The organism is Psychrobacter sp. PSi21 (assembly GCF_054960615.1).
The window spans coordinates 64,426-85,996 of sequence record NZ_JBHNYR010000009.1 but is presented as its reverse complement, the minus strand read 5'-3'; the positions used below and the strand labels follow the sequence as shown (position 1 = coordinate 85,996).

General features: G+C 46.7%; 26 protein-coding genes. 1 reads left to right on the top strand and 25 read right to left on the bottom strand.

Annotated features, from left to right (window positions below):
- Positions 1-59 precede the first annotated feature (59 nt).
- The 8 genes from truA to ACFI32_RS08110 form a co-directional block, all read right to left on the bottom strand.
- The gene (truA, locus tag ACFI32_RS08145) at positions 60-908 is read right to left on the bottom strand and encodes a tRNA pseudouridine(38-40) synthase TruA (RefSeq protein WP_462626031.1); all 849 of its coding nucleotides are present in this window, start codon (positions 906-908) and stop codon (positions 60-62) included.
- Positions 909-1,069: 161 nt separating this feature from the next.
- Positions 1,070-2,173, bottom strand: a complete 1,104-nt coding sequence (locus ACFI32_RS08140; RefSeq protein WP_462626030.1) for an asparaginase — start codon at positions 2,171-2,173, stop codon at positions 1,070-1,072.
- Between the two features lie 129 nt (positions 2,174-2,302).
- The gene (locus tag ACFI32_RS08135) at positions 2,303-3,976 is read right to left on the bottom strand and encodes a FimV/HubP family polar landmark protein (RefSeq protein WP_462626029.1); all 1,674 of its coding nucleotides are present in this window, start codon (positions 3,974-3,976) and stop codon (positions 2,303-2,305) included.
- Between the two features lie 177 nt (positions 3,977-4,153).
- Positions 4,154-5,530 (bottom strand): FimV/HubP-related protein, encoded by a 1,377-nt coding sequence (locus ACFI32_RS08130; protein ID WP_462626028.1) that lies wholly within the window; start codon positions 5,528-5,530, stop codon positions 4,154-4,156.
- A gap of 242 nt (positions 5,531-5,772) precedes the next feature.
- Positions 5,773-6,924, bottom strand: a complete 1,152-nt coding sequence (gene queA / locus ACFI32_RS08125) for a tRNA preQ1(34) S-adenosylmethionine ribosyltransferase-isomerase QueA (RefSeq protein WP_462626027.1) — start codon at positions 6,922-6,924, stop codon at positions 5,773-5,775.
- 154 nt (positions 6,925-7,078) lie between these two features.
- Positions 7,079-8,170 (bottom strand): DNA polymerase IV, encoded by a 1,092-nt coding sequence (gene dinB / locus ACFI32_RS08120; protein ID WP_462626026.1) that lies wholly within the window; start codon positions 8,168-8,170, stop codon positions 7,079-7,081.
- Between the two features lie 117 nt (positions 8,171-8,287).
- Positions 8,288-9,034 carry a siderophore-interacting protein gene (locus ACFI32_RS08115; protein WP_462626025.1) on the bottom strand — a complete coding sequence of 249 codons (747 nt, stop codon included), beginning with the start codon at positions 9,032-9,034 and terminating at the stop codon, positions 8,288-8,290.
- A 13-nt stretch (positions 9,035-9,047) separates the two neighbouring features.
- Positions 9,048-9,488, bottom strand: coding sequence for a MarR family winged helix-turn-helix transcriptional regulator (locus ACFI32_RS08110; RefSeq protein ID WP_462626023.1), 441 nt, complete (start codon positions 9,486-9,488; stop codon positions 9,048-9,050).
- 328 nt (positions 9,489-9,816) lie between these two features.
- On the opposite strand from ACFI32_RS08110, the gene ACFI32_RS08105 reads away from it, so the two are divergent.
- Complete coding sequence (locus tag ACFI32_RS08105) at positions 9,817-11,580, top strand: potassium/proton antiporter (RefSeq protein WP_462626022.1); 1,764 nt, start codon at positions 9,817-9,819, stop codon at positions 11,578-11,580.
- 245 nt (positions 11,581-11,825) lie between these two features.
- On the opposite strand, the gene ACFI32_RS08100 is transcribed toward ACFI32_RS08105, so the two are convergent.
- The 17 genes from ACFI32_RS08100 to ACFI32_RS08020 all read right to left on the bottom strand — a co-directional run bounded on the left by ACFI32_RS08100 (position 11,826) and on the right by ACFI32_RS08020 (position 21,527).
- On the bottom strand, positions 11,826-12,101 hold the full coding sequence (locus ACFI32_RS08100; protein WP_462626021.1) for a hypothetical protein: 276 nt from the start codon (positions 12,099-12,101) through the stop codon (positions 11,826-11,828).
- Between the two features lie 416 nt (positions 12,102-12,517).
- The gene (locus tag ACFI32_RS08095; protein ID WP_462626020.1) at positions 12,518-14,332 is read right to left on the bottom strand and encodes an NAD(P)/FAD-dependent oxidoreductase; all 1,815 of its coding nucleotides are present in this window, start codon (positions 14,330-14,332) and stop codon (positions 12,518-12,520) included.
- Positions 14,333-14,665: 333 nt separating this feature from the next.
- Positions 14,666-14,998, bottom strand: coding sequence for a YnfA family protein (locus tag ACFI32_RS08090; protein ID WP_462626019.1), 333 nt, complete (start codon positions 14,996-14,998; stop codon positions 14,666-14,668).
- Positions 14,999-15,377: 379 nt separating this feature from the next.
- Positions 15,378-15,605, bottom strand: coding sequence for a helix-turn-helix transcriptional regulator (locus ACFI32_RS08085; protein WP_462626018.1), 228 nt, complete (start codon positions 15,603-15,605; stop codon positions 15,378-15,380).
- A complete protein-coding gene (locus tag ACFI32_RS08080; protein WP_462626017.1) occupies positions 15,598-15,882 on the bottom strand; it encodes a hypothetical protein in 285 nt (94 codons plus the stop codon). Before ACFI32_RS08080 ends, ACFI32_RS08085 begins: the two co-directional genes overlap by 8 nt.
- A complete protein-coding gene (locus ACFI32_RS08075; protein ID WP_462626016.1) occupies positions 15,875-16,066 on the bottom strand; it encodes a hypothetical protein in 192 nt (63 codons plus the stop codon). Before ACFI32_RS08075 ends, ACFI32_RS08080 begins: the two co-directional genes overlap by 8 nt.
- Positions 16,059-16,238: a hypothetical protein gene (locus ACFI32_RS08070; protein ID WP_462626015.1), complete on the bottom strand. Its 180-nt coding sequence runs from the start codon at positions 16,236-16,238 to the stop codon at positions 16,059-16,061. Before ACFI32_RS08070 ends, ACFI32_RS08075 begins: the two co-directional genes overlap by 8 nt.
- On the bottom strand, positions 16,231-16,674 hold the full coding sequence (locus tag ACFI32_RS08065) for a hypothetical protein (RefSeq protein ID WP_462626014.1): 444 nt from the start codon (positions 16,672-16,674) through the stop codon (positions 16,231-16,233). The genes ACFI32_RS08070 and ACFI32_RS08065 overlap by 8 nt, the downstream gene beginning before the upstream one ends.
- Positions 16,675-16,848: 174 nt before the next feature.
- Positions 16,849-17,658, bottom strand: coding sequence for a hypothetical protein (locus ACFI32_RS08060; protein WP_462626013.1), 810 nt, complete (start codon positions 17,656-17,658; stop codon positions 16,849-16,851).
- A 9-nt stretch (positions 17,659-17,667) separates the two neighbouring features.
- Positions 17,668-18,330: an ATP-binding protein gene (locus ACFI32_RS08055; RefSeq protein ID WP_462626012.1), complete on the bottom strand. Its 663-nt coding sequence runs from the start codon at positions 18,328-18,330 to the stop codon at positions 17,668-17,670.
- Positions 18,331-18,343: 13 nt separating this feature from the next.
- Entirely contained in the window at positions 18,344-18,499 is a 156-nt protein-coding gene (locus ACFI32_RS08050) for a hypothetical protein (protein WP_462626011.1), read from the bottom strand.
- 2 nt (positions 18,500-18,501) lie between these two features.
- Positions 18,502-19,194, bottom strand: a complete 693-nt coding sequence (locus tag ACFI32_RS08045) for a hypothetical protein (RefSeq protein ID WP_462626010.1) — start codon at positions 19,192-19,194, stop codon at positions 18,502-18,504.
- Positions 19,181-19,492, bottom strand: coding sequence for a hypothetical protein (locus ACFI32_RS08040; protein ID WP_462626009.1), 312 nt, complete (start codon positions 19,490-19,492; stop codon positions 19,181-19,183). Before ACFI32_RS08040 ends, ACFI32_RS08045 begins: the two co-directional genes overlap by 14 nt.
- Before the next feature lie 73 nt (positions 19,493-19,565).
- A complete protein-coding gene (locus tag ACFI32_RS08035; protein WP_462626008.1) occupies positions 19,566-19,757 on the bottom strand; it encodes a hypothetical protein in 192 nt (63 codons plus the stop codon).
- Positions 19,758-19,768: 11 nt separating this feature from the next.
- A complete protein-coding gene (locus ACFI32_RS08030; protein WP_462626007.1) occupies positions 19,769-20,020 on the bottom strand; it encodes a hypothetical protein in 252 nt (83 codons plus the stop codon).
- 323 nt (positions 20,021-20,343) lie between these two features.
- Positions 20,344-20,547, bottom strand: coding sequence for a hypothetical protein (locus ACFI32_RS08025; RefSeq protein WP_462626006.1), 204 nt, complete (start codon positions 20,545-20,547; stop codon positions 20,344-20,346).
- Positions 20,548-20,837: 290 nt separating this feature from the next.
- Positions 20,838-21,527: an XRE family transcriptional regulator gene (locus ACFI32_RS08020; RefSeq protein WP_462626005.1), complete on the bottom strand. Its 690-nt coding sequence runs from the start codon at positions 21,525-21,527 to the stop codon at positions 20,838-20,840.
- Positions 21,528-21,571: the final 44 nt, after the last annotated feature.

Here is a 21,571-nt window from a genome sequence, read left to right as displayed (position 1 = left end):
TGCGCATTAACGCAACAAAAACCTGATTTTTACTTGACAGCGTGTAAGTGTTATGTATATCAATCTGGAAGGTTTAACCATACAGGCGTAAGCGGTGGCGCTGGCAGTAGCTGTTGGTAGACTTTTGGATAATAAGCATTGATGAAGTACAGTCCATCTCCAGACGCCGTTGGTGGGGCGATGGTACGGTCTTTTTTTGCTAGAATGTGCTTAAAATCTGTAGGCTGGAGCTCATGCTTACCAATAGCAAACAAGGTGCCCATCAGATTGCGCACCATATGATGTAAAAAGCCATCTGCTTGGATATCAAAAACGATAAAAGCGCCATGCTGGAACAGATTGGCATGACGAATGGTGCGAACAGGCTGGTTGGATTGACAAGCAGCGGCGCGATAACTGCTAAAGTCATGTGTACCCACGATATCAGCGGCAGCTAATTGCATGGCAGCCAAGTCCAGCGGCTCATGAATGTGTGTGACTTGATGATTGAGAATCGCAGGTCGCTGCGGCTGATTGAGCGTGATATAGCGATAACGGCGAGAGATGGCTTTAAAGCGTGCATGAAAGTCAGCAGGCATGGGCTGAACCCAGCGCAGAGCAATGTCGTCTGGCAGCAAGCTATTGATCCCGCGCAGCCAGTTATGTGCTGGGCGGTAGGCATGAGTGACAAAGTGAGCAATCATATTGCTAGCATGTACCCCAGCATCGGTACGACCAGCGGCAACGACCTCAACTGGCTCATTGGCGACTTTGCTGATGGCTGCCTCTACCGCCTCTTGCACTCCAAGCACTTCCTGCTGCCGCTGCCAGCCGCGATAATGCGTACCCAAAAATTCAATGGCAATGGCTAAGGTATGAATGGGCTGGTTAACAACAGCTTGGTCGTCAGATTGGGCGGAAATAGACATAGGGATATAAAGGTCTGCCTGATAAGGTCATCAATGATGAAGTATGGATATGATGGTTTTCTTAAGCGCCTGCATATTAAGCGAATGACAATCTATGTGCCTAATGTGCAGGCAGGCCAGCGTTCACTATATATTCAATATCGAGACGTGACCTGCAAATGTTAGCGATTTTTGGTGGTGGTACTCGTCTGTGAGACAGTATGTGTCCAGCGCTGACGCCGTCTGGCTGGCGTATCGTAACGCAAAAGCAGCCATAGTAAGCGCGCGTAAATCGCAGGTATCGTCAAGCGACCACCAGCGATCACGTGATAATCATACTGCCAGCTGCCTGCAGCGTAGCTGTCGCTCACGCCGCCAAAGGGGCATTGACTGGCGCAAACGACCATATGTCCTTGCTGATAGGCGGTTGTTAACGCTTCAGCGAGTGCTGGCGAGTAGGGTATGTTGCCAGCCCCAAATCCTAACAAAATAATACCACTGGGCGGTTTGGTGGTCAGCATGGTCAGTTGTTCACATAAGACCTCAGTATCATTGGGCATACAGTATAGTGCGTGTACGGCGGCATCTTTAGCACGATGCATAATGCCGTCAGAAAATGCTTGCTGGTCTTCAAGCCAATGTTGCTTACGAGCTGTAGGCAACTGCTTCACATAACTACTGGCGGGGTAGGCCGCTCTTGAATGGCCAGTGAAGGCCATTAAGTCATGGCTATGGATCTTCTGTACCGTTTGAGCAGGCCATGCTTCACCGCCAAAAGTGATTTTGACGCCAGCGTCTCCTGCTGCTGCTAAGCGTAAGGCATCTTTTAGGTTATCCCATGCGTCACTATTGCTGTCAACACAGTATTCAGTGATGTTTTCACTGTCTAATAACGGACGCATGCTACCCGTCACGATCAAACAAATATCTGAGCCAGAAAAAGCCTCTGCTAAGAAAGCACCCAGATAGCTGAGACTATCGGTACCACTAATCAAGACAAACTGCCTCTGTCCCTTGTGATAAGCCTCTAAAATCAATTGATAAAAATGTAAAAAATCAATCGCATCAAGCTGGCTACTGTCTTTAATCAGTCCATTATCCAGCCAAGATACTGCAGGCAATGCGCTATGCTCGGCATCAGCCGTCAGTAATGTTTGCAGCGCGGGCAAAAACTCTACTGCAGGAAGTGGTGCGAGCGGGCGTCCATAGCTACCAAAGGTACCACCTGCATAGATCAATTGTATGGTGTTTGAAGATGGTGAGGGAATCGTAGAATTTGATTGCATGAGAAAATTGCCGTTAACAAAAACAAAAGGGTCATAAGTAAAAAAATTATTGCAAGCAGTCAAATTTATAATGTGACTGACTTGCAATAATAGTATGGGCTGGTGAACAACGCATCATTGATGAGCGAATTAAGCGGTGCGCAACAGTAACGCCTTGGCTTCAGCTTGCTGTTCGGCATCACCGTGGGCGATAACCTCATCCAGTAAGCGCTTGGCGCTATCATATTCACCCAGTTTTAAATACTGACTGGCCAAATCTAGTGTGACTTGGTTGCCATCTAATGTTTTGGCAAAATCAAGGTCGGCCGTTGAAACAACAGGAGCGTTATCACCAGCTGGCTCACTATCCTCTACAGGAGCAGGTGTCTGAACATCCAAGGCTTCTTCGTCATGGACGGGGTTGATGTCAGTTGGTGTTAGTGTCGCTGTTTCATGAGACTCAGGAGTCTCCTCTAAGATGACAGGGGCATCTAGTGATAGTGGCTCATCTGAGGTGTCTGTATCAAAGGTAATGTCTTCAAGCGTATTACCCTCATCTGCAGCAAACAACGTAAAGTCTTCTCCCTCACTTTGCAAAGCTGCCTCGCCACTGATGTCAGGCTGGGTGCTGTCTTCAGTCTCTTTAACCAGCTCCTCAAAATCAAGGACAAAATCGTCATCGTCATCGACAGTGCTATCCTCACTCATCGTAGCATCTAAAGTGATGTCTTCTAAATGATCGTCACCAGTTGGCTCATCAGTTGACCAATCACTGCTGAGTATATCCTGACGCGCTGAGCTGTCTTCTAATTCACTATTATCTAGTGCTGAATCCTCTTCGCTATCCACAGACAGACTATCAGCGGAGTCCGTGTCATCAGCTGCTAGGTCAAAATCTAAAACAAAGTCGTCATCAATATTATCAACAGTAGGCTCTGATTGACTATCAACTGCTTTGCTATCTTCAATCTTAGTATCGGATTCGACAGGCGCTGTAGCGCTGCTTAGTTCTGCAAAGATATCGTCATCGTGTGTTTCTGTCTCTACTGTGCTCGAACTATCAAAGGCATTTGAGTCATCTACAATATCTGAAGCTTGCGGCTCACCATCAGTTTTATCGGTATCAATATTAGGTGTTTCTAGGTTATCTAAAAGTAAGTCAAACGCATCGTCATCCAAGCGAGTGATGTCTTGACTGTCAGTATCAGTGGCTACTGGTTGTTGATTGCTGGGCGCTACATCAAGTGCAGGCTCAGCATCAGGTGAGGCGGGTTCAGAGACATCTTGTTTGTCACCAAGATCGAAGTCTAAACTGTCCATCTCAAAGTCAGGCTCATTATTTTCTGCTACTGAGGCTGTACTGGTGGTTTCAAACGTTTGTGACTGCTCACCATCTATTAAAGCCTTTAGCTCTTGGGCTTGAGCCAAGGTCTGTGTATCACCATGTGTCTCGAGCTTCTCATAAGTACTATAAAATTTATCTGTTTGTTCAGTGAGCACATAGACATTAAGCAATTTAAGCAAAAGTGGTGCATTATTGGGCTTTTCAGCAAGTCCGCGCTCCAAGGTTTCAATGGCTTTATCATAGCGCTGTTGATCCATGAAACGCTGAGCCACAGTCAAGTTATCAAACTTAACCGTCTCTGCAGGTGTCGGCGCAGCATGCTCAGGCGGGGCGGTACTTGGTGTGCTACTACGGGCAGGGGTGCTTGGTCTTTCTTGTTGTTGGGGCGGCGTTTGCGCCCCTTTGTTTTTGCGCATGACCACGACGGCTATTACCGCAATAATAACCAATCCTGCGATGATATATAGCATAATATCCATAAAAACTCCCGCGCCTAGTTGTCCTGTTTACAGCAGCTTCTACTGAGCAGTTAGGCTGTTGTTGGTAACGTCATTTTTCAAACGAGCATATAGATATAGCCCAGATGATTTATATATTTTAATGACTGTATTTTGATGTTTTGAAATCGTATGTTGCCTTGGTATTATTTTAGCATGCTATGCGCGGGCATTCTGTAGTGCCACTTGCTGGTTATCTTCTACTGTATCAGTCGTATTTGCAACGGTGATTTTATCGTCTTTTATCGTTGCTGGCCGAATTTTTACTCTGGTTTCTTGACTGATAAGCGTTTTTTGTTGCTCTAACCCCATTTTTGCTTGTAGGTTTGAGTCATCTTTAGCTGGTGCACGTGTGGTTGTTTTTATTGATTGTAAATACTGTTGTTTTTTGGCACGAATGGCAGTTTGGAATTCATTTTGTGTCGCAACCGTATCATAGCGACTCAGATCAAGTTGCGCCATTGGTTTTAAGCGATGAGAGGTGCTATCGACAAAGGCATTGCTATTGTTTGTACGAATATCTGTCATGACTTTTTGGGTGTTAAGGTTGTTCTGCTCAGCGATTTGCTGCGCGATCAACCACAAGCTGTCTTGACGTTGTACGGTATACTGTTTGCTTGCTTGATTGCCGCGATTTTTTGGGTTTAATAATAGTATCGGCGTTGGCTCATTGGTATCCAGCTCAGGCGGTGGCTGATTGCTAACCACCAATACCGCTTCATCAGAGGTGATATCAGGTTGTTGTACGTCACTACGGCTTTTTGCCACTGTAGGGTGGTCATTGGCGCTGTTGAGGGTTCGCTTAACCTCTACCTTAAGTACTTCTGAGTGGATTTTGTCAGCTTTGGTATCTTTTGCCAATAAATCTGATGCGATTTGCTGCGTATCGGACTCATTGATCTGAGCGCTAGGTAGCGGCGGCATCACTGACGTGTGAGTGACAGGTAATGCTCTGGCAGTATACGTTTCTGACTGATTGTTCGGTATCGCTTGCAAATTGTCAGTATCAAACAACGGCGGTGGCAAAGTGTTGTTGACCAGTAAGGGTACGGCATGCGTTACTTGTGCGCTAGGCTGACTTTTTGTTGTTGATGCAATGGTGTCTACGGCTTCTTGTCCTGCTAATGGTATCAACAAGGTTCTTGGTATCACATCACGCTGACCGCTATTATTAAGCGTTAGCACCATATCTGTGAAAGGTGCGTCTACAGGCTGCGTAGTCGTTACCAGCAAATGCCCACTGGTTTCTGACGCAGGTACAAAGCGTACTGACATAGACTCTGTCGGTGTCAGACCCATTTCTTTATAAATCACGCCGCCTGCTAATGTGGCGGAAAAGTCAGCAGCAGTGATGTCCGTTACCATCATGCTGGCGGTCAGTGGTTGATCTGGGTTAGAGGTAATGACGGCTTGCCCCACAACGGCAGCCTGCGTGACCGAGGGTAAGAATGCTGCACCTACCGAATAAATCAGCGCCATAGAGACTGCACGATGCATAGTATTCAAACGATAATGATTGGGTAAATGCCAAGACATATCTAGCCCTTCTACGATGAGTGAGGTAATGGGTTACAGTTTGTGGGACATGTACACAATGCACTGCCGCCAATGACCAGTTTGTCCCAATGAGAGCACTGTTGTACCGCTATCCTGTCAGACACAAAGCAGACAGAAAAACCCCGTGCTAAAAAACAAATGGTTACCGCTTTTATAACAAAATCCTGCCCAGTTTACCAGTTTATTTGTAGGCAGTGGCAACCAATAGTCATCAATTTCGCTTAACTGGAGATTTTATCAAGCAGCATCGCATCACCATAGCTAAAAAAGCGATATTCGTTTGCGATCGCATGTTGATAAGCGTGCTCAATAGGCGCTTTACCTGCAAAGGCAGAGACCAGCATGAGTAGCGTTGATTTAGGTAGATGAAAATTGGTCAATAATTGATCAATAACGCCAAATTTGAACCCAGGATAAATAAAAATATCAGTATCACCTGACCATGTGCTGAGTGTTTGGCCGCCCGCAGTGGTTTTTTGATAAGCGGTTTCTAGAACACGAGTCACCGTCGTCCCAACGGCAATGACTTTGCCACCATTGGCATGGGTTTGGTTAATCAAATCTGCGGTATTTTGTGGTAAGTGTGCATATTCACTGTGCATGGTGTGATTGAGCAGGTTGTCCGTTTTGACAGGAGCAAAAGTACCAGCCCCAACGTGCAAGGTGACAAATGCGGTACGAATACCTTTGTCGGCCAGTGCTTGTAGTACCGTATCGTCAAAGTGCAGGCTGGCCGTAGGGGCGGCAACGCTGGCGAGCTTTGCAGGGTCGTGAAAGACCGTTTGATAGCGGTTGTTGTCTGTATCGTCAGCATGACGCTCAAAATAGGGCGGTATGGGCAGTTCGCCAAAGCGTTCCAAATCTGGCAAGATAGGCACGTCAAAAGCCAATATAAACAAATTATCTTGGCGTGCGATCATCTCAGCGCTCATTTGACCACCACCAAGTTGCAAGCGTTGGCCAATCTTGGGCGCTTTACTGGCCTTGATATGACACAGCGCCATATGAGACCGATCAGGGAGCGTATGATCAGAAGTTGCTGTGTCAGCAAGCAGCCGCTCGATCAAAACCTCAACACGACCTCCTGTGTCTTTGTTACCAAAAAGCCGCGCCTTCATTACTTTGGTGTCATTGAACACAATCAAATCACCTGCATTTAATAGTGCAGGCAGCTCAGTGAAAGTATGGTCTTCAGGTACACCAGTGGTCGGTAAGTAGAGCAGTTTTGAAGCGGAGCGTTCTGATAGTGGGTAGCGAGCAATCAGATCATCAGGTAGCTCATAATCATAATCGGCAACGCTCAGATAATCTGAGCTGTGTTGATCAGTAGTGACGGCGATAGAGGTAGAAGATAAGGTTTGAGAGTCGGTCATAATCAGCTAACTATACAAAGAATAATTTTGGTCGTAGTGTAGCAGAAAGCCGCGTGCGGCGTTACGGTTTGCTTGGTATTTATCATGACACGGTTACGCATGTTTCACTATTTTTAGATAAGCAATTATAGTAAATAGCCTAAGCAAATAACGATTATTCAAAAAGATCAGGCTGCGGTATCACACTACCCTTAATGACCAAAGAGGAGTAGGTTACGCCAACCAAACGAATAGGCAGGGCACGTGGAATGTCTAAAAATAATTTATCCAGCCAATAATGGGCGGACTGTGCATCAGCAAAGACACCTGATACAGTATGAGAGCGCGTGATTTGGGTAAAATCGGCGTACTTAATCTTTAAGGTAATGGTATGCGCTATCAGCTGCTTACTTTGTAGTTGCTGAAAAGCATCTGCATTTTGTTCATAAATTTGTGCGCGCAGCGCCGCATCATCACTGAGGTTATCGCGAAACGTGGTTTCAGAACCGACTGACTTGTGCTCACGTTCGGCTTTGACTGGACGCGTATCACGCCCATTGGCAATATCGTGATAAAACTGTCCGCGCTTACCAAACTCAGCGATCAAAACCGCAGCAGATATCCTGCGCAAATCAGCACCGTTATGAATATCCATGGCATGCAAGCGCTTGGCCGTAGCCTTGCCAATACCATGAAAGCGTTCAATCGGTAGGGTGCTGATAAAGGCGCTGGCATCTGCTGGCGTGATGATGGCGGTGCCATTGGGCTTGTTGAGGTCGGAGGCAATCTTAGCGAGCATTTTATTAAAGGAAACTCCTGCAGAGGCGGTTAGCCCAGTTTGCCGTAATATCTCAGCACGTAGCCAGTTCGCCATCAAGGTCGCTGAGCCACGATGGACTGGTAGCCCTGTCACATCGAGATAAGCCTCATCCAGCGAGAGTGGCTCGATAATCGGTGTTAACTCGCGCATGATGGCACGAATATGGGCGCTGACGGCGCGATATACTTCAAAACGTGGTCGTACAAACACCACGTCAGGACAGCGCTTACGAGCTTCATAGCATGACATGGCCGAACGCACCCCAAACTGCCGTACTTCATAACTGGCTGCCGCCACCACACCGCGTCCATTAGGATCACCGCCCACCACCAAGGGCTTACCGCGATACTGCGGAAAATCGCGCTGCTCGACGCTGGCATAAAAGGCGTCCATATCGAGATGAATGATTTTGCGCGTAGGACGATCGGGCGTTATTAAAGCAGTCATATGCGCTATTTTACGTCAACGGCGGGCAGGTTTGACAATGGTATTTGGTATTAACTTTGCACCAAATATTCAGTTCGCAGTACTATCATTCCCAATCAAAATATTATCGATGATCCTTTATTGCGCTGCAGTTTTTGCATCATCGCTTTTTGCAATCTTGTGTTGATCTTCGGTGCTGTCGATTTTCCAATAGCTGGAGATATATAGATGCGTTTTTGCAATCTCTCGTGTTTCTTTAAAATAGCGGCGCAGTTTTTTCATACTGTGAAATTCGCAAGCTACCCAGACGGCGGGTTGTCCAGTCAGCCATGTTAGGCTCTCAACCTTGTCTAACAACGGACTGCTTTTGCTTTGCGGGTGGGGGTTGATGACCCAGTGTAGCTCAACAGCATCAGGCTTAGTGAGTGATTGAATGTCCGCTTCGGTCGTCACTTCGATGACGGCATAGCCGCGCGCATCGATGGGCAGCTGAGACAGATTTACCGTAATAGCAGGTAAAGATGTCATATCACCTGCGAATAAAAACCAATCGGCGTCATGATTGATCAGCTTTTTAGGGCCTGGGCCGCCGACCAAAATTTGATCCCCCACGCGAGCTTGCCGCGCCCATACGGATGCAGGCCCTTCCACATCATGTAGCGCAAAGTCGACATCAATTTCGCAATCACGCTGCTGGCTGATGGTATAGGTACGCAGAAGCGGCTTTTCTGCACCGTCTTTTGGAAAGATAAGTTTGATATAAGCGCTCTCTTGCGCCTGCGGGAAGGCGGTCATCGCGGCACCGCCTAAGGTAATGCGGCGCATGTTCGGAGTGAGGTACTCAGCGCGAATCACGTCTAAGGTTCTAGGGGCTGGTTTTGCCATAGGATAGTTGTCCTTAATGGGTGTTGTTTGTTGATGCTGCGCTGGCGATCATGAGCTGACTGATGTGTAAAAACGAATCCAACTGCTCATCAGCTAAGCCGTTTGTCAATTGCGCTACCGCCCATTGCTCAGCGAGATTGAGCTGGGTCATGATCGCCTCGCCTTTGGACGTTGGTATTAGCAGCTGACTGCGACGATCTTGCGGATTGTCTGTCTTATAAATCAGATCACGAGCAATCAGGTCATTTAAGGCGCGGGTAATCTGCGCTTTGTCACGTTGCATGTATTGGGCAATAGAGTGGGCGGTGCTGCTTGAATTGTGGCACACGCCCTTTAGGGTTCTAATTTGGGTGACAGACAGCTCAATCTGCTGTTGGGCAATGCCTGCGCGCAGGAGTCGCTTGTAGGTATGCATCAGTCGATGCATAGTATCGCTCAAGGACATATCAGGCATGATGCGCTCTTTAATTAGTTGATGATGTCAACTATATTGAAAAAATTTGATAGTGTCAACCAAATATTAGAAATTCAAAAAATGGCGTGGTTGACATAGCTACCCTTACGCCCATCTGTACTGATGTTGTGTTGTCGTATTTTGTCTACGAGTTATGCGGCGCTGAATGCTATGATTTGCCTTGTTTGGTAATGTGCATGTGATGGGTGTCAGTGTTTATTTTTGCGAGTGGGTAGTGGGTACAGATGAAGCAAGATAAATCGAGTGACAATAATCATTTAGAATCGTTTGGAATAATTTGGCTGTTTGAATAATAGGGCAAGAAAAAATGGATACCTTGAATATCCTGTATTTGGTTGGCGCATTTTTAATATTTGCCAGTATCATGGCAAGTACCTTGTCTGCACGGCTGGGCATACCACTGTTATTGCTGTTTTTGGTGATCGGTATGCTGGCAGGCGAACAAGGCATTTTGGGTATTCAATTTTCACAATACAATTTTGCCAACTTCATTGGTCAAGCGGCGCTGGCGTGTATTTTGCTTGATGGTGGGCTGCGTACGTCCTTTCGCTCGTTTCGGGTGGGTCTCAAGCCAGCGGTGGTGCTGGCGACTTGGGGCGTGTTTGCTACTGTCTTTATTCTAGGTGTATTCGTTACTTGGCTATTGGATGTGGACTGGCGGGTTGGACTGTTGATGGCCGCTATTGTCGGCTCTACGGATGCGGCGGCAGTATTCTCGTTGCTGCGTAATGGCGGCGTAAAGCTGAACGATCGCGTGCAAGCCACACTGGAGCTTGAATCTGGAGCCAACGATCCCTTGGCTATTTTATTGGTGACGGGACTGATTGCGCTCAATGTCGATCCGAAAGGGCAGAGCATATTGGGATTTATCGGATTGTTAGTACAGCAGTTAGGCTTTGGTTTGGCTATGGGACTGCTTGCAGGTTATCTGTTGTCGCGCTTGTTGCCAAAAGTGCACTTGGCAGAAGGCATGTATGCCATTTTGATTTTGTCCGCAGGCTTGTCCGTGTTTGCTGCGACTAATTTGCTCGGCGGTAGCGGCTTTTTGGCCATTTATTTGGCAGGCGTTATCATTGGCAATCACAAAGTGCGCTCAACAGAGCATGTGATGCGGGTGATGGACAGCTTTGCATGGTTGTCACAGGCCGTATTGTTTGTGGTATTAGGACTGCTGGTTACACCATCAAATGTACTCAATGTCTGGCATTATTCGCTCGCCATTGCTGCGTTTATGATTTTTATCGCGCGTCCAATTGCAGTCTACACGAGTGTCAAACCCTTTAAATTTAAAGACCGCGAAATCGGCTTTATCTCTTGGGTAGGCTTGCGCGGTGCGGTGCCGATTACCCTTGCAATCTTACCCGTGATGGCGGCTGTCGGTGATGCCTTTATGCTGTTTGATATCGCATTCGGCGTGGTGGTGATGTCATTGATTTTGCAAGGTACGACCATCCCGATTATGGCTACATGGTTTAAAGTGCGCATTCCGACCAATGATGTACCCAAAGAGGAGCATGAGGTATGGGTGTCAGATAGGGCGAGCATCACGTTATATGAGTTTGAGGTCAAAGCGGGTGCGTTTGCCATCGGCCGCCACCCCAAAACCATCTCCAATCGGGTCAGCTCTGATGAGATCAGTATCTTTGCACTGGTGCGTGGCCAGCGGCTGATCGTGATCGAGGCAGATACGCAGCTGATGTTTGGGGACAGTGTTTGGTACGCCATGCGCGGCGATCATGCCAGACAGATTGCCAAGATTTTTAACAACACCAAGCTAAATCGTAAAGAAATTGACGATTTTTATGGTGATTGGCTGTTGTCTCCGAGCGTAAAACTTGGCGATTTGCCTTTTTTCACTGAAGCCAAGCGCTTAGAGGCAGATGCGAAGGCCGATACTATTTGGGAGCAAACGGTGGCTGAATACGTGATTGCCAGCTTGAGTACCGCACCGGTATCAGGCGATACCGTGGTCATCAATGACGAGTGGTCGCTGGTTATTAAAGAAGTGGACAATAAAGGGGTGCTTAGAAGTATAGGCCTCAAACATCATCAGCTGTCTATGGTTGCGTAGGGTGGGGGTAGTGATGAAATGATGAGTTATCGCTCCACCGATGCAGGCAGCAGAAATAACGCTATAGATGGCAGTGGACAAACTGCCTGATTTGTTGGCGCAAATTGAATCGTTTGGATAAGTTGCTGAAGTAGGATCAGTAGATAATAAGAAAGCCTTACTGTAGAGTAGGGATTTTTTTGTAAAGTATATGAATACTCTTTAATTCCTAATATTTACTGCTTACAAGATTTTAAGTTCTATTATCAATGAGTAACAAAAAACTCATCTATAAATTCAAAGTCATTAGAAATACATATGGTATATGTAGCAACTATATGATCTTTGATTAAAAAATAGGTTTTCAACGTATTAATTGGTATTAAGTAATTGTCAGGAAGCTCTTCATAAGAAAAATACCATTCACTTTTTCTCAGATCCTGAAAGCCAAAAGGCAAATCTAAGTCTTGGTACTCTATGGCTGTTATAGAGTTTAACTGACACTCTGCTATTTCAATAAGCTTATCTTTTTTATAAATCATCTAAATACCATTCATAGTGAGCTGTGTTTTAGAGCATGTACGCTCAGGATGATTGATATCAGCTGATTTGCAAGGTTAAATCGCCTAGCTTGTTCATACAAATAATCATCGGGATATTACTCAACGTCTTTCAAGAGCGCTTCATTCGCTATTTTAGTCGGTGATTTACCCCAATTTTTTTTGACACTTGGGTCTTTGAGCCAGCGCTGTAAAGCAGTTTTGCTAACGCTATAGAAAGTATATGCTTGACGCTTTTAATCACTTGCGCCGACAATCTGCTGAATAGGTCATATGCTCCTCTACCACCTAGCTTGTTTTAAAACGATTGTATCTTCTTTAAAAAGAACCGACTGTATCCTCATAAAAATGACCACACTAAAAGCTAGCGTGGCCATTATCTTTGCTGTGGCTATCAATTACTCTAAATGATGTACTTCTTGTAAGCCGTAAACGGGGGTGTCGAGACCTTCCATTCGAGCTTTGATTTGTAATGACAGATACTGAGAGTAATGCCGTGATTGATGCAAGTTACCACCGTGGAACCATAGCGCATCCTGCTGAGTGGGCTTCCACATATTGCGAAGCTCTCCTTCCCAAGGCCCCGGATCTTTGGCAGTGTCTGAGCCCATACCCCAGCATTTACCAACTTTATCAGCCACGTCCTGCGAGATGATTTTGGCCGCCCACCCGTTCATCGAACCAAATCCAGTCGCATAGACGATAAGATCAGCCTCTAGCTCCGTGCCGTCAGTTAAGACGACTGAATGCGCTTTGATGTGATCGATACTGACGCCTGACTTGAGTTTGATTTTGCCTTCGGCAACCAGCTCAGACGCGCCCACATCGATGTAATAGCCAGAACCTCGGCGTAAATACTTCATAAATAGACCGGTATGGTCTTCACCAAAGTCGAGCATAAAGCCTGCGTCGGTAAGCCTTTGATAAAAATCGGCATCCAGCTCGGCGACTTTGCGATACACAGGTTCATGGAACTCGGGCATGAGTTTGAATGGGATCGAGCCAAATGTCAGATCCGCTTTATAGGTGGTCATGCCATTTTCGACCGCCTCTTCTGAGTAGAGGCCGCCGAGCACTTCTGTCATCAGGGTATCTGATTTAATAATATGCGTCGATGAGCGCTGTATCATGGTGACGTCTGCGCCATTTTCCCATAGTGCGGCACAAATATCGTGCGCTGAATTGTTGCCGCCGAGTACAATACATTTTTTGCCGCGATAGGCCTCGCCGCCCGGATGCTGACTGGAGTGATGTTGCTCGCCAGCGAAGTCGTCCATACCTTCAAGGTCAGGAATATTTGGTAAGCCAGACATACCCGTTGCTAACACCAATTGCTTAGGATGCAAGGTGAGACGCTCGCCATCTCTATCGACTTCAACGTTCCACTGCTGCAGTGCGTCATCGAATTCAGCACTGATACATTCTGTGGAGCCCCAATAGTTCAGCTCCATAATCTTGGTATACATCTCTAGCCAGTCACCGACTTTGTCTTTGGGTGTAAAGACAGGCCAGTTCTCAGGAAAGGGCAGATAGGGCATGTGGTCATACCAGACGGGGTCATGTAAGCATAAGGATTTATAGCGGTTACGCCATGTGTCGCCGGGTCTGGGCTGTTTATCAATCACAATGGTCGGTACTTCGAGCTGACGCAGGCGTGCGCCCAGACCGATACCACCTTGGCCACCACCAATCACCAAACAATAAGGCTGCTCGGTGTAGCCTAGATTTTGCGCCTCGTTTTCACGCTGTTCTTGCCACGTGATACGGTCGGGATTGACGCCGTGCTCTGCGCCTTTTGGACGTCGTTTGTTGCGTTTTTCGGGAAACTCGGTCAGCTCCTTCATCGTGGTCAAAAGTGTCCAAGCCTTGCCATCACGCAGCCGTAAGTGCCCATAGCCTTTTGCGACGTTGGTGCGAAAGCTGATCCATGCTTCTATCACGCCATCGGTCTCAGTCGCGTCTTCTTCAAGTTGCCAGTCATGCGGTTGTGTGGTCTCTAGCGTATGCGACAACATGTCCTTGATGTCGCTTTGTCCCTCTAGCGTTTTGATATTCCAAGTAAACGCGACCAAATCACGCCAGTAACCGTCTGCTTCAAAATAATCGGCAGCTTTGTCAATGTTATTGGTACGCAAGGCTTGGTCAAAACCTTGCAGCCAATCCATCGCTTGTTGGCTTGCAGGTGGTGGGTTGTCGATTTGTTGAGCACTCATAAATTACCTCTCCATGGTTGTTTTTATTGACTCGATTGTGACACGTTCATGCAACCATAAAAGTCCACCAGATATCAAGTAGCACCGCTTCTAAGCTAAGCTGACAGTGCTGATGATAAGCTTGAATGGGACAATTGCAGAACGCAAAGCGATATGCTTAAGAAGAAGCATATCTGTCACTGACTATATATTCTATAAACATCTGTTGTCAAACATAGTTTGTTGTTTCTGTATAAACGTTTGAAATAGGGACACGCCCTAAGGTAATGGACGTGGTTTTATGTAAATCATGAGGTTACTAACTATCAGTTAATTTTGGTTCAGAGTCAGAGATTAGATATGGCGCGGTGCAAACATGATGATGGCCATGCCCAGAAGCGCCACTGAGGTGCCTAATATATCCCATGTCGTTGGACGAATGCCATCAACAGCCCATAGCCATAAAATAGCCATCGTCACATAGACACCACCGTAGGCGGCATACACTCTACCTACTGCAGTTGGGTGTAAGGTGAGCAACCAGACGAAAGCAGCCAAGCTGAGTACACTGGGGAAGAGAAGCCACACAGATTTGCCCTCTCTGAGCCACAAATAGGGCAGATAGCAACCGATAATTTCGGCCAGTGCCGTAACGACGAACAGTCCAACCGTTTTTAATTCAGACAAAACGCGTACTCCTTTAGCCCTCTATTCAGCGGTTGCTATCAATGACCTACATGATTATTCTCAAATGCTCGTAACACTGATGATTAAATACAGAAAGGTATAGATGAGGGAATAAACCCGTCATTGAGGTGATGTCAATATGTAAGACGGGCACTGTAGCGGGGTGTTTTGGGGCAAATAAGGCAAAGAAAAAGCTGTTGTTAGGACATAAAAAAGCCCCCAATGAAGGAGGCTGATTTATTAAGTTAGCAAATAGCTGCTGAACTTAGATATGGTACCAGTGGTCGGACTCGCATTAATATCTTAAATAATTGATAGTAAAAGGATTTTGGTTTTAAACATCGGTATTTACTGCTATTTTTACTGTTATCAATCATCATCAGGCATTTTCAGCGTCGTCTTTTGCCGCCTCGTCACTGGCCTTAGGTTGTAGATTATGACGCTTTGCCAGCCATGCGTCAATCTCGTGTTCAAACCAAAAGGCCGAACCGCCATCTTTATGCTGAAGCGGAAATTCGCCACTCTTTACTTTTTTATGAATGGTTGCCTTACTCCAGCCGACCTTTTCCACTAACTGCTTCATTTTGATACGTCTTAGGTTAGTCACCTTGCACCTCCTTTGATCTATCCCCAATCATTTTTTCGGTCGCTTGCCGCAACTCCCATTCCAGTTCTTGCTTTGTCTTGCTGAGTCGGCTTGTCTCTCTCATATCCACCCTTACCTGCGCCATAACTGTTACCCAGTCGCCGCCAAAACCGTCATAAATCCAAATACAATCTTGGATGCCGACATAGTAAACGTCAGGTTTTTCGCTTGCGCCCACAGCCAGACGCTTGCCAACAAAGTGGGCGCGTAGCTCTTTTTCAATTTGGTCTTTAGTCATCGCTATCACCTATCAAATCACTGCGTAATTGGTCTATGGCTTGCGACAACAAAGCCTTTTGGGCTGCCTCCTCACTGCCTGAGAAGCCAATCATTACGTCAATTTCAACATTGATTTTTACAGTTGCAGATCGTATAGAGCCTTTTTTGTTAAAGCTCACAATTGTCACTTCGTTTTTAGCCATCGTTAACCTCGCTTGCCACCGCATAGCTAACACTAATATTGGCCACAACGTTAAAAACCTCTTTGCAGCTCCGACACTCAATATCAAAGTCGTCACCGTCACGCGTAAAACACTCAACCCAGTTCATCGTGTCATGCTCAAAACCGCAGTGCGGACAGTTAACATCACTCATCGCTTGACTCCTTAAAATCTACAGTACCCAAATCAATAGCACCATCGCGCAGGCCGATAATCACAAACTCTCTTGCGCCATCTGTGCCATATACCGCATTGTTACCACCCTTTAGCAAACCGTATTTGATGCTGGTATTTTCGCCATCGGTCATACCGTAAAGCGCTTGTATCAGGTAACCCCTGTTTATACGAGCAGCCCCATCCCTTGTGATTGCTGCGCCAAAAAAACCGCCTTTGTTGATCATGCCGCCAAGGGTTGTCACCTTACTGTCAGCGCGTACCTGATCGCGCCATTCAGCAAATCTTGCGGCCATATCTAAAGACTCGGGCGTTCCCGACTGCTCTTGTGTCAACAGCTCTATGCTGTCAATATCCAGACCATGCACAGATACATAATAGACGCCATTCTCAAGCTTGGTTGGCGCTACGTGCATACGACGGCCGTCGGTCGTGTAGGCCTTGCCTCGACTGCGCTTTTAATATCTACGCCACGCATCAGCGTGTAAGGAGGTCGATCAAGAGCTGCTAGCGTTATGCGCCACGGCCTAAACATCAGGCTTATCTAGCAAACCGCGTCACCGTATTAGCCCGCGATGCTCGGTAATCCTTTAAAACTGGCCGTCAAAATGCTTGTTAAAAGGGATGTCGTCGTCTACTGGGCCAGCTGGCATAGACGTTGGCGCTTGGTTATGTTGCGGCATAGGCGGCGCTGAGTAATTACTCTGCTGTGGCATACCTTGTGGCTGCGTTTGCTGCTGGGGTGGTGTGCGCTGATAACTTACGCCTTGGCCTTGGCTTGGAGGCTGCGAGCCATACCCACCATGAGCACCGCCGCCGCCCATCTTGGCATCCGCTTCTTTTTCTGACTTTTGCGAGTAGCTGATCATTCGCTCTTTTTGCACTTCGATTTGTTGCGGGGGTGCTTGGTCTCGTTGCTCCTGCAGTGACTGGCGATTTTGGTTAAACGCGGTAAATAACTGCGTCTTGGTCTTTTTCTCGCCGTTATAAATCTCAAACTCATTGATAAAGAGGCCGACAAAATATTTACCCATCAACTCGTTTGCCACAGTCATTTGAGTAGGGACTTCGCGCCCCGCGTCATGACTATACTTGCTGATATTGGCAGCAGTTGGCGTAAGGGTATTTACGCCACAGACTGCCATCAAGTTTTGCAATTGGTTATAAAAGCCCTCGATGCGCTCGCCATTTGCTTTGAGATACCACAGGGTAAAATAGCCCTTTTGCTTGTCTTGGTTGTAGACATCAAAGCTGATGCCAGTCGTACCTTTCTCAGAGGTGGTAAATTCGGCGCGGACAATCTTTACCAGTTGCTCGCTGTTGCCGTCAAAAAACATACCGCCTGAGCTGTTGGCTTTAAGGGCGGCGCTTTCGTCTAATTGGATGGCTTGAAAGTTCATAATGATTCCTTATTGTTCAATAGTTTCGGGTTGGGTTTGGTGTTTTTGAATGCCGTAGTATTCGCAAATAGCGTCATCTACAGCGTTCAGGTCGTTTGCGATTAATTCACTGCTAAACATTTCATGTGGCGTTTTAACAGTGGTTGTGCCGTCGTTTTTGGTCATAAAGTAGTGCTCGCCGTTTCTGATAGCGGTTTGCAGTACGATAGTAACCATGCCTTCTAAGACAATCTTTTCATCAAGCATCTTGCCCATCGTTTTGATCTTAGTTTTGCCATCGACCTCTTCGATGTGAGACAAGATATAAATACGCTGATCGGGGCCAGTGTTATTGATAGCTGTATTTAGGATGTTCCAAGCATTCTGCCCAATTCGGTTAAACCGCTGAAAAACAGAGTTACCCGCACCCTCGTCAGTCACGCCGCGCATAAACTCGTTAACCATGACGTACTGAAAGTCATCAATAACAACAATCGGGCACTTAAACGCTGGTAGATTTTCATTAATCCAGTAAGCGTTATCCGTGTTTGCTGCGCGGATGTGGCGACCAGCGCGAAAGGGCAGCGGCTTGCCCATCACGTTGATCATCGCGCATTGCTTGGGATCTAAATTGTGCAAGCTGTAAGACTTGCCAGTACCGCTATTGCCCAATACTAGGATTACGATAGCCATGGTGTTTATCCCCTTATCCTGTTTGGTTGTGTCTGGCTAAACGCTTGGCATAATTGAGCTTTTGCTCATACTCAATATCTGCCATCATTTCCGCCCATGTTTGATCCTTGGGATGCTTGAGTGGGCTGATATAACCGCCAGCCGCACGCGGGTCGCTTTGATTGCTCATGATCAATTACCCCGCATCCGATTTGTACGACGCTCATATTGTCGCTGTGATGTTGCGTATTGGCCTGTACTGTGGCGATAGTTGTGCATGTCGCCCCAAGTCTTAAAGCCGATGGGCTTTGCATCTCGTGCACGCTCGTAGCGATCATGCGCAACCCGCATTTGCTTTTGCAAGCGCTCCAATAACCTGCTGGGCTTGTCGAGTCGCAAGCTGTGCGAGCTAAACCCAGTGTCACCAATTACTTTGTAGCTGATCGACTGTGCGCCTGGCGCCGCCAAGTCATAGCCGCTGTGCGTCTCAAATATGTAGCTGCCGATCTTAATCGTGTGACGCTTGTAATAATCAGCATCAGCAGCCATCACAATAGTGTCCGACCACATTGACTTTTTGCCGTCCTTATCATCTTTGACAAACAGATGATAGTATTCAGTGGCCAGCTCCTTGATGCTGTCAAACAACATGTCTGCTGTGTCGTCATCGACCGTCACTGTCTGCCATCTGCCGTCGTCAAAGGCTTTGATACTGTCACGCTCTAGCTTTGCTTTAAAAGCAGTGACGCGCTGAGCGCGGCAAGCGTAGTAAGCGGTTGCGCCGTTGATGTCAGTTATGTCAATGCGAGCACCGATCAGGCCATCAGCGCATTTGCGTGCGCTTTTGAGGTTGAGCGCTGCGCGTGCTGGTTTAATGCGTATCATGGGTCACCTCCGTGCGTGCTGTGGCTAAAAACTGGTTGGCGTGTCTGGCAGCTGCTGCTTGCGGCGATGACTCATAGTCATCATCACAACCTATCTGGCAGCCGTTCTTTGTGTAGTAGCCGTGGATGTAGAGCTTGTGGCGCTCCGTCATCTCGTCTTGCTGCTGGATCGATGCGTCTATTGCATGTGCACCGCTGTAGGCGATGCCTGTGCCCATGGCTGTTGCTATAAGCGCAAACATAACTTTGTCTTTTAAAGACCAAGGTTTTGCTTGCGATATTCTGTTTAGCTGTGTCATAATTGACTCCTTGCTAGTTCTAGTTAAGTAAAGCCGCCTCCGTTTCCAGACACAGGCGGCTTTTTTGTGGGTGTTAATTTCTGCTAATTACTTTCCAGTATTCGCAGCCGTAGGGTAGTGACCCACCACCTCTTCTTGTCAAAATTCTTTTAGCTTGACCGATGATATATTCGTCATCATCATTTTCATCACACGCAACCTCGATACTGCCTTCGTAAGTTGCTACCTGATAATCTACTGTTGCGGTCTGTTCTGGCGTTCGCATACCTTTCCCCTTTATTTACCATCAAGCGCACGTTCTGCGGCGCTCATTGCTGCGTGATACCCTCGCTCCCAGTCTTTCGGGATAGTGCGCTTGCCGTCACGTAGCGCTTCCAAAACGCGCATCTTTTGCTGACGTTCAGCAGCATTGATGCGATCCTTTGTACTGCGTCGGGCTTTTGGCTCTGACTTGATAGCGCCAATGCCGATACTTTTTAGATTCTTGTTACGCTGCTCTTGAGCTGCGATATCGTCCTGTAAAGACATGTTTGCCTCCTTTTTTAATACTCAGTGCCACAAAATGGGCAGTAAGAATGGGTTACATAGGTCTTCTTTGGTGTTTGCCGACCTTTGACCGTGAGCGCGATGTTCGATTTAAGGACAGTCGATAACTTGCCATCACATATCGGGAAAACCATATCCTTGAAACAAGCATCTGTTACCGGCTTTTCCTGATGTTCTGGCTGCTCGTTCATAAGAGCCATAACTCGCTTTGGCACTTCGTCTATGCATTTACATGCCATACTTCTCTCCTTTTCAGTTATTGCGCCATAGCCGACTACTGATAATCGGCTATATTTCAATAGCTATCACGCCGCTAGTCCCTTGCTAGGACGTATTGATAAACGAATTATCTTTTTACCTTGTTCTTCGAACACTTCCGAAATAATATCCGCCAACTCCTTTTGACTACCAACCCCTTCTTTCTTGGTTTTGTTCACATCAAAACTGCCTACAAGCTTCTCGGCTTCGCAGTCTGAGAACACAACATAAGCATCTACTAATTCCAACATAGTCTTATTCCTTTTTTTGGTGAGCTATTGCTCGTTGAGTTATTAACTGCCTGCGATTGCCTTGGCGCACGCAGGTATGTAAATAACCAAATCCAATACCATGCTGTTAAATAGTTAATCGCTGCGTCGTCCGCTCGGTGTTCCGTTGCGATATGATTTATTATAGGTATACCTTTATTTAATGTCAACAGGAAAGCCGATATTTTTAAAATTAAATATAGGTAGGCCATTATTGGCAGACGAAAAAAAACCCGCAAATAGCGGGTTGTATTTGTTACCTTTGTGATATTTTACAGCATACCGCCTTGCCAGATAACACGGCCTTGAATGTCAACATTGCTCATGCTTTCTGAGGTGATCTCTATATCTGGGTAAAGGTTCTTGTTGGGGTTGTCCGAGCGCATTACCCATTTGTCGTACATATTAACGAGTCTTTTAATGTAAAGCTGCCCATCTATACATACTACATATATCTTGGCTGACTGAGGTTGTATAGCGGATTGATCAACGACAAGAGCCCGCCCTGATACAACAGTAGGACTCATTGACTCCCCTTGCGCGTAAATGACAGCCAAATCACTGGCCTTGACGGATAAACCGTCCACCCAGTCACGTCTAAATAGCAGATCGCCCTTAACTACTACATCCCCCACCATTGATCCGCCGCCACAGCTAGCGCTTACATCATACTCTTTTATGATCACATACTCATCGCTACTGGGCGACTCATCACCGCCAGTAATTATGTAGTCATGCAACGACTTGTAGTCGACGCGCATTTCTCCGCTGCCATTTGCCAACCATTCGGCGCTCACATCAAACAGACTTGCAAGCTCCACAATTCGGGACGTGCTTTTGCTAATCCCTCTTTCTAGCTCGCTGTATGTTGATTGCTTCAGGTTGGGAATATTCTTTTCAACATCTTTTTGAGTCAGCCCAGCAGCTTTGCGTGCCTTTTTAAGTCTGTCTTTAAGTTCCATAACGCCCTCCAATTCTGCCGCTTATCTTATAGGCTTGCCTATAA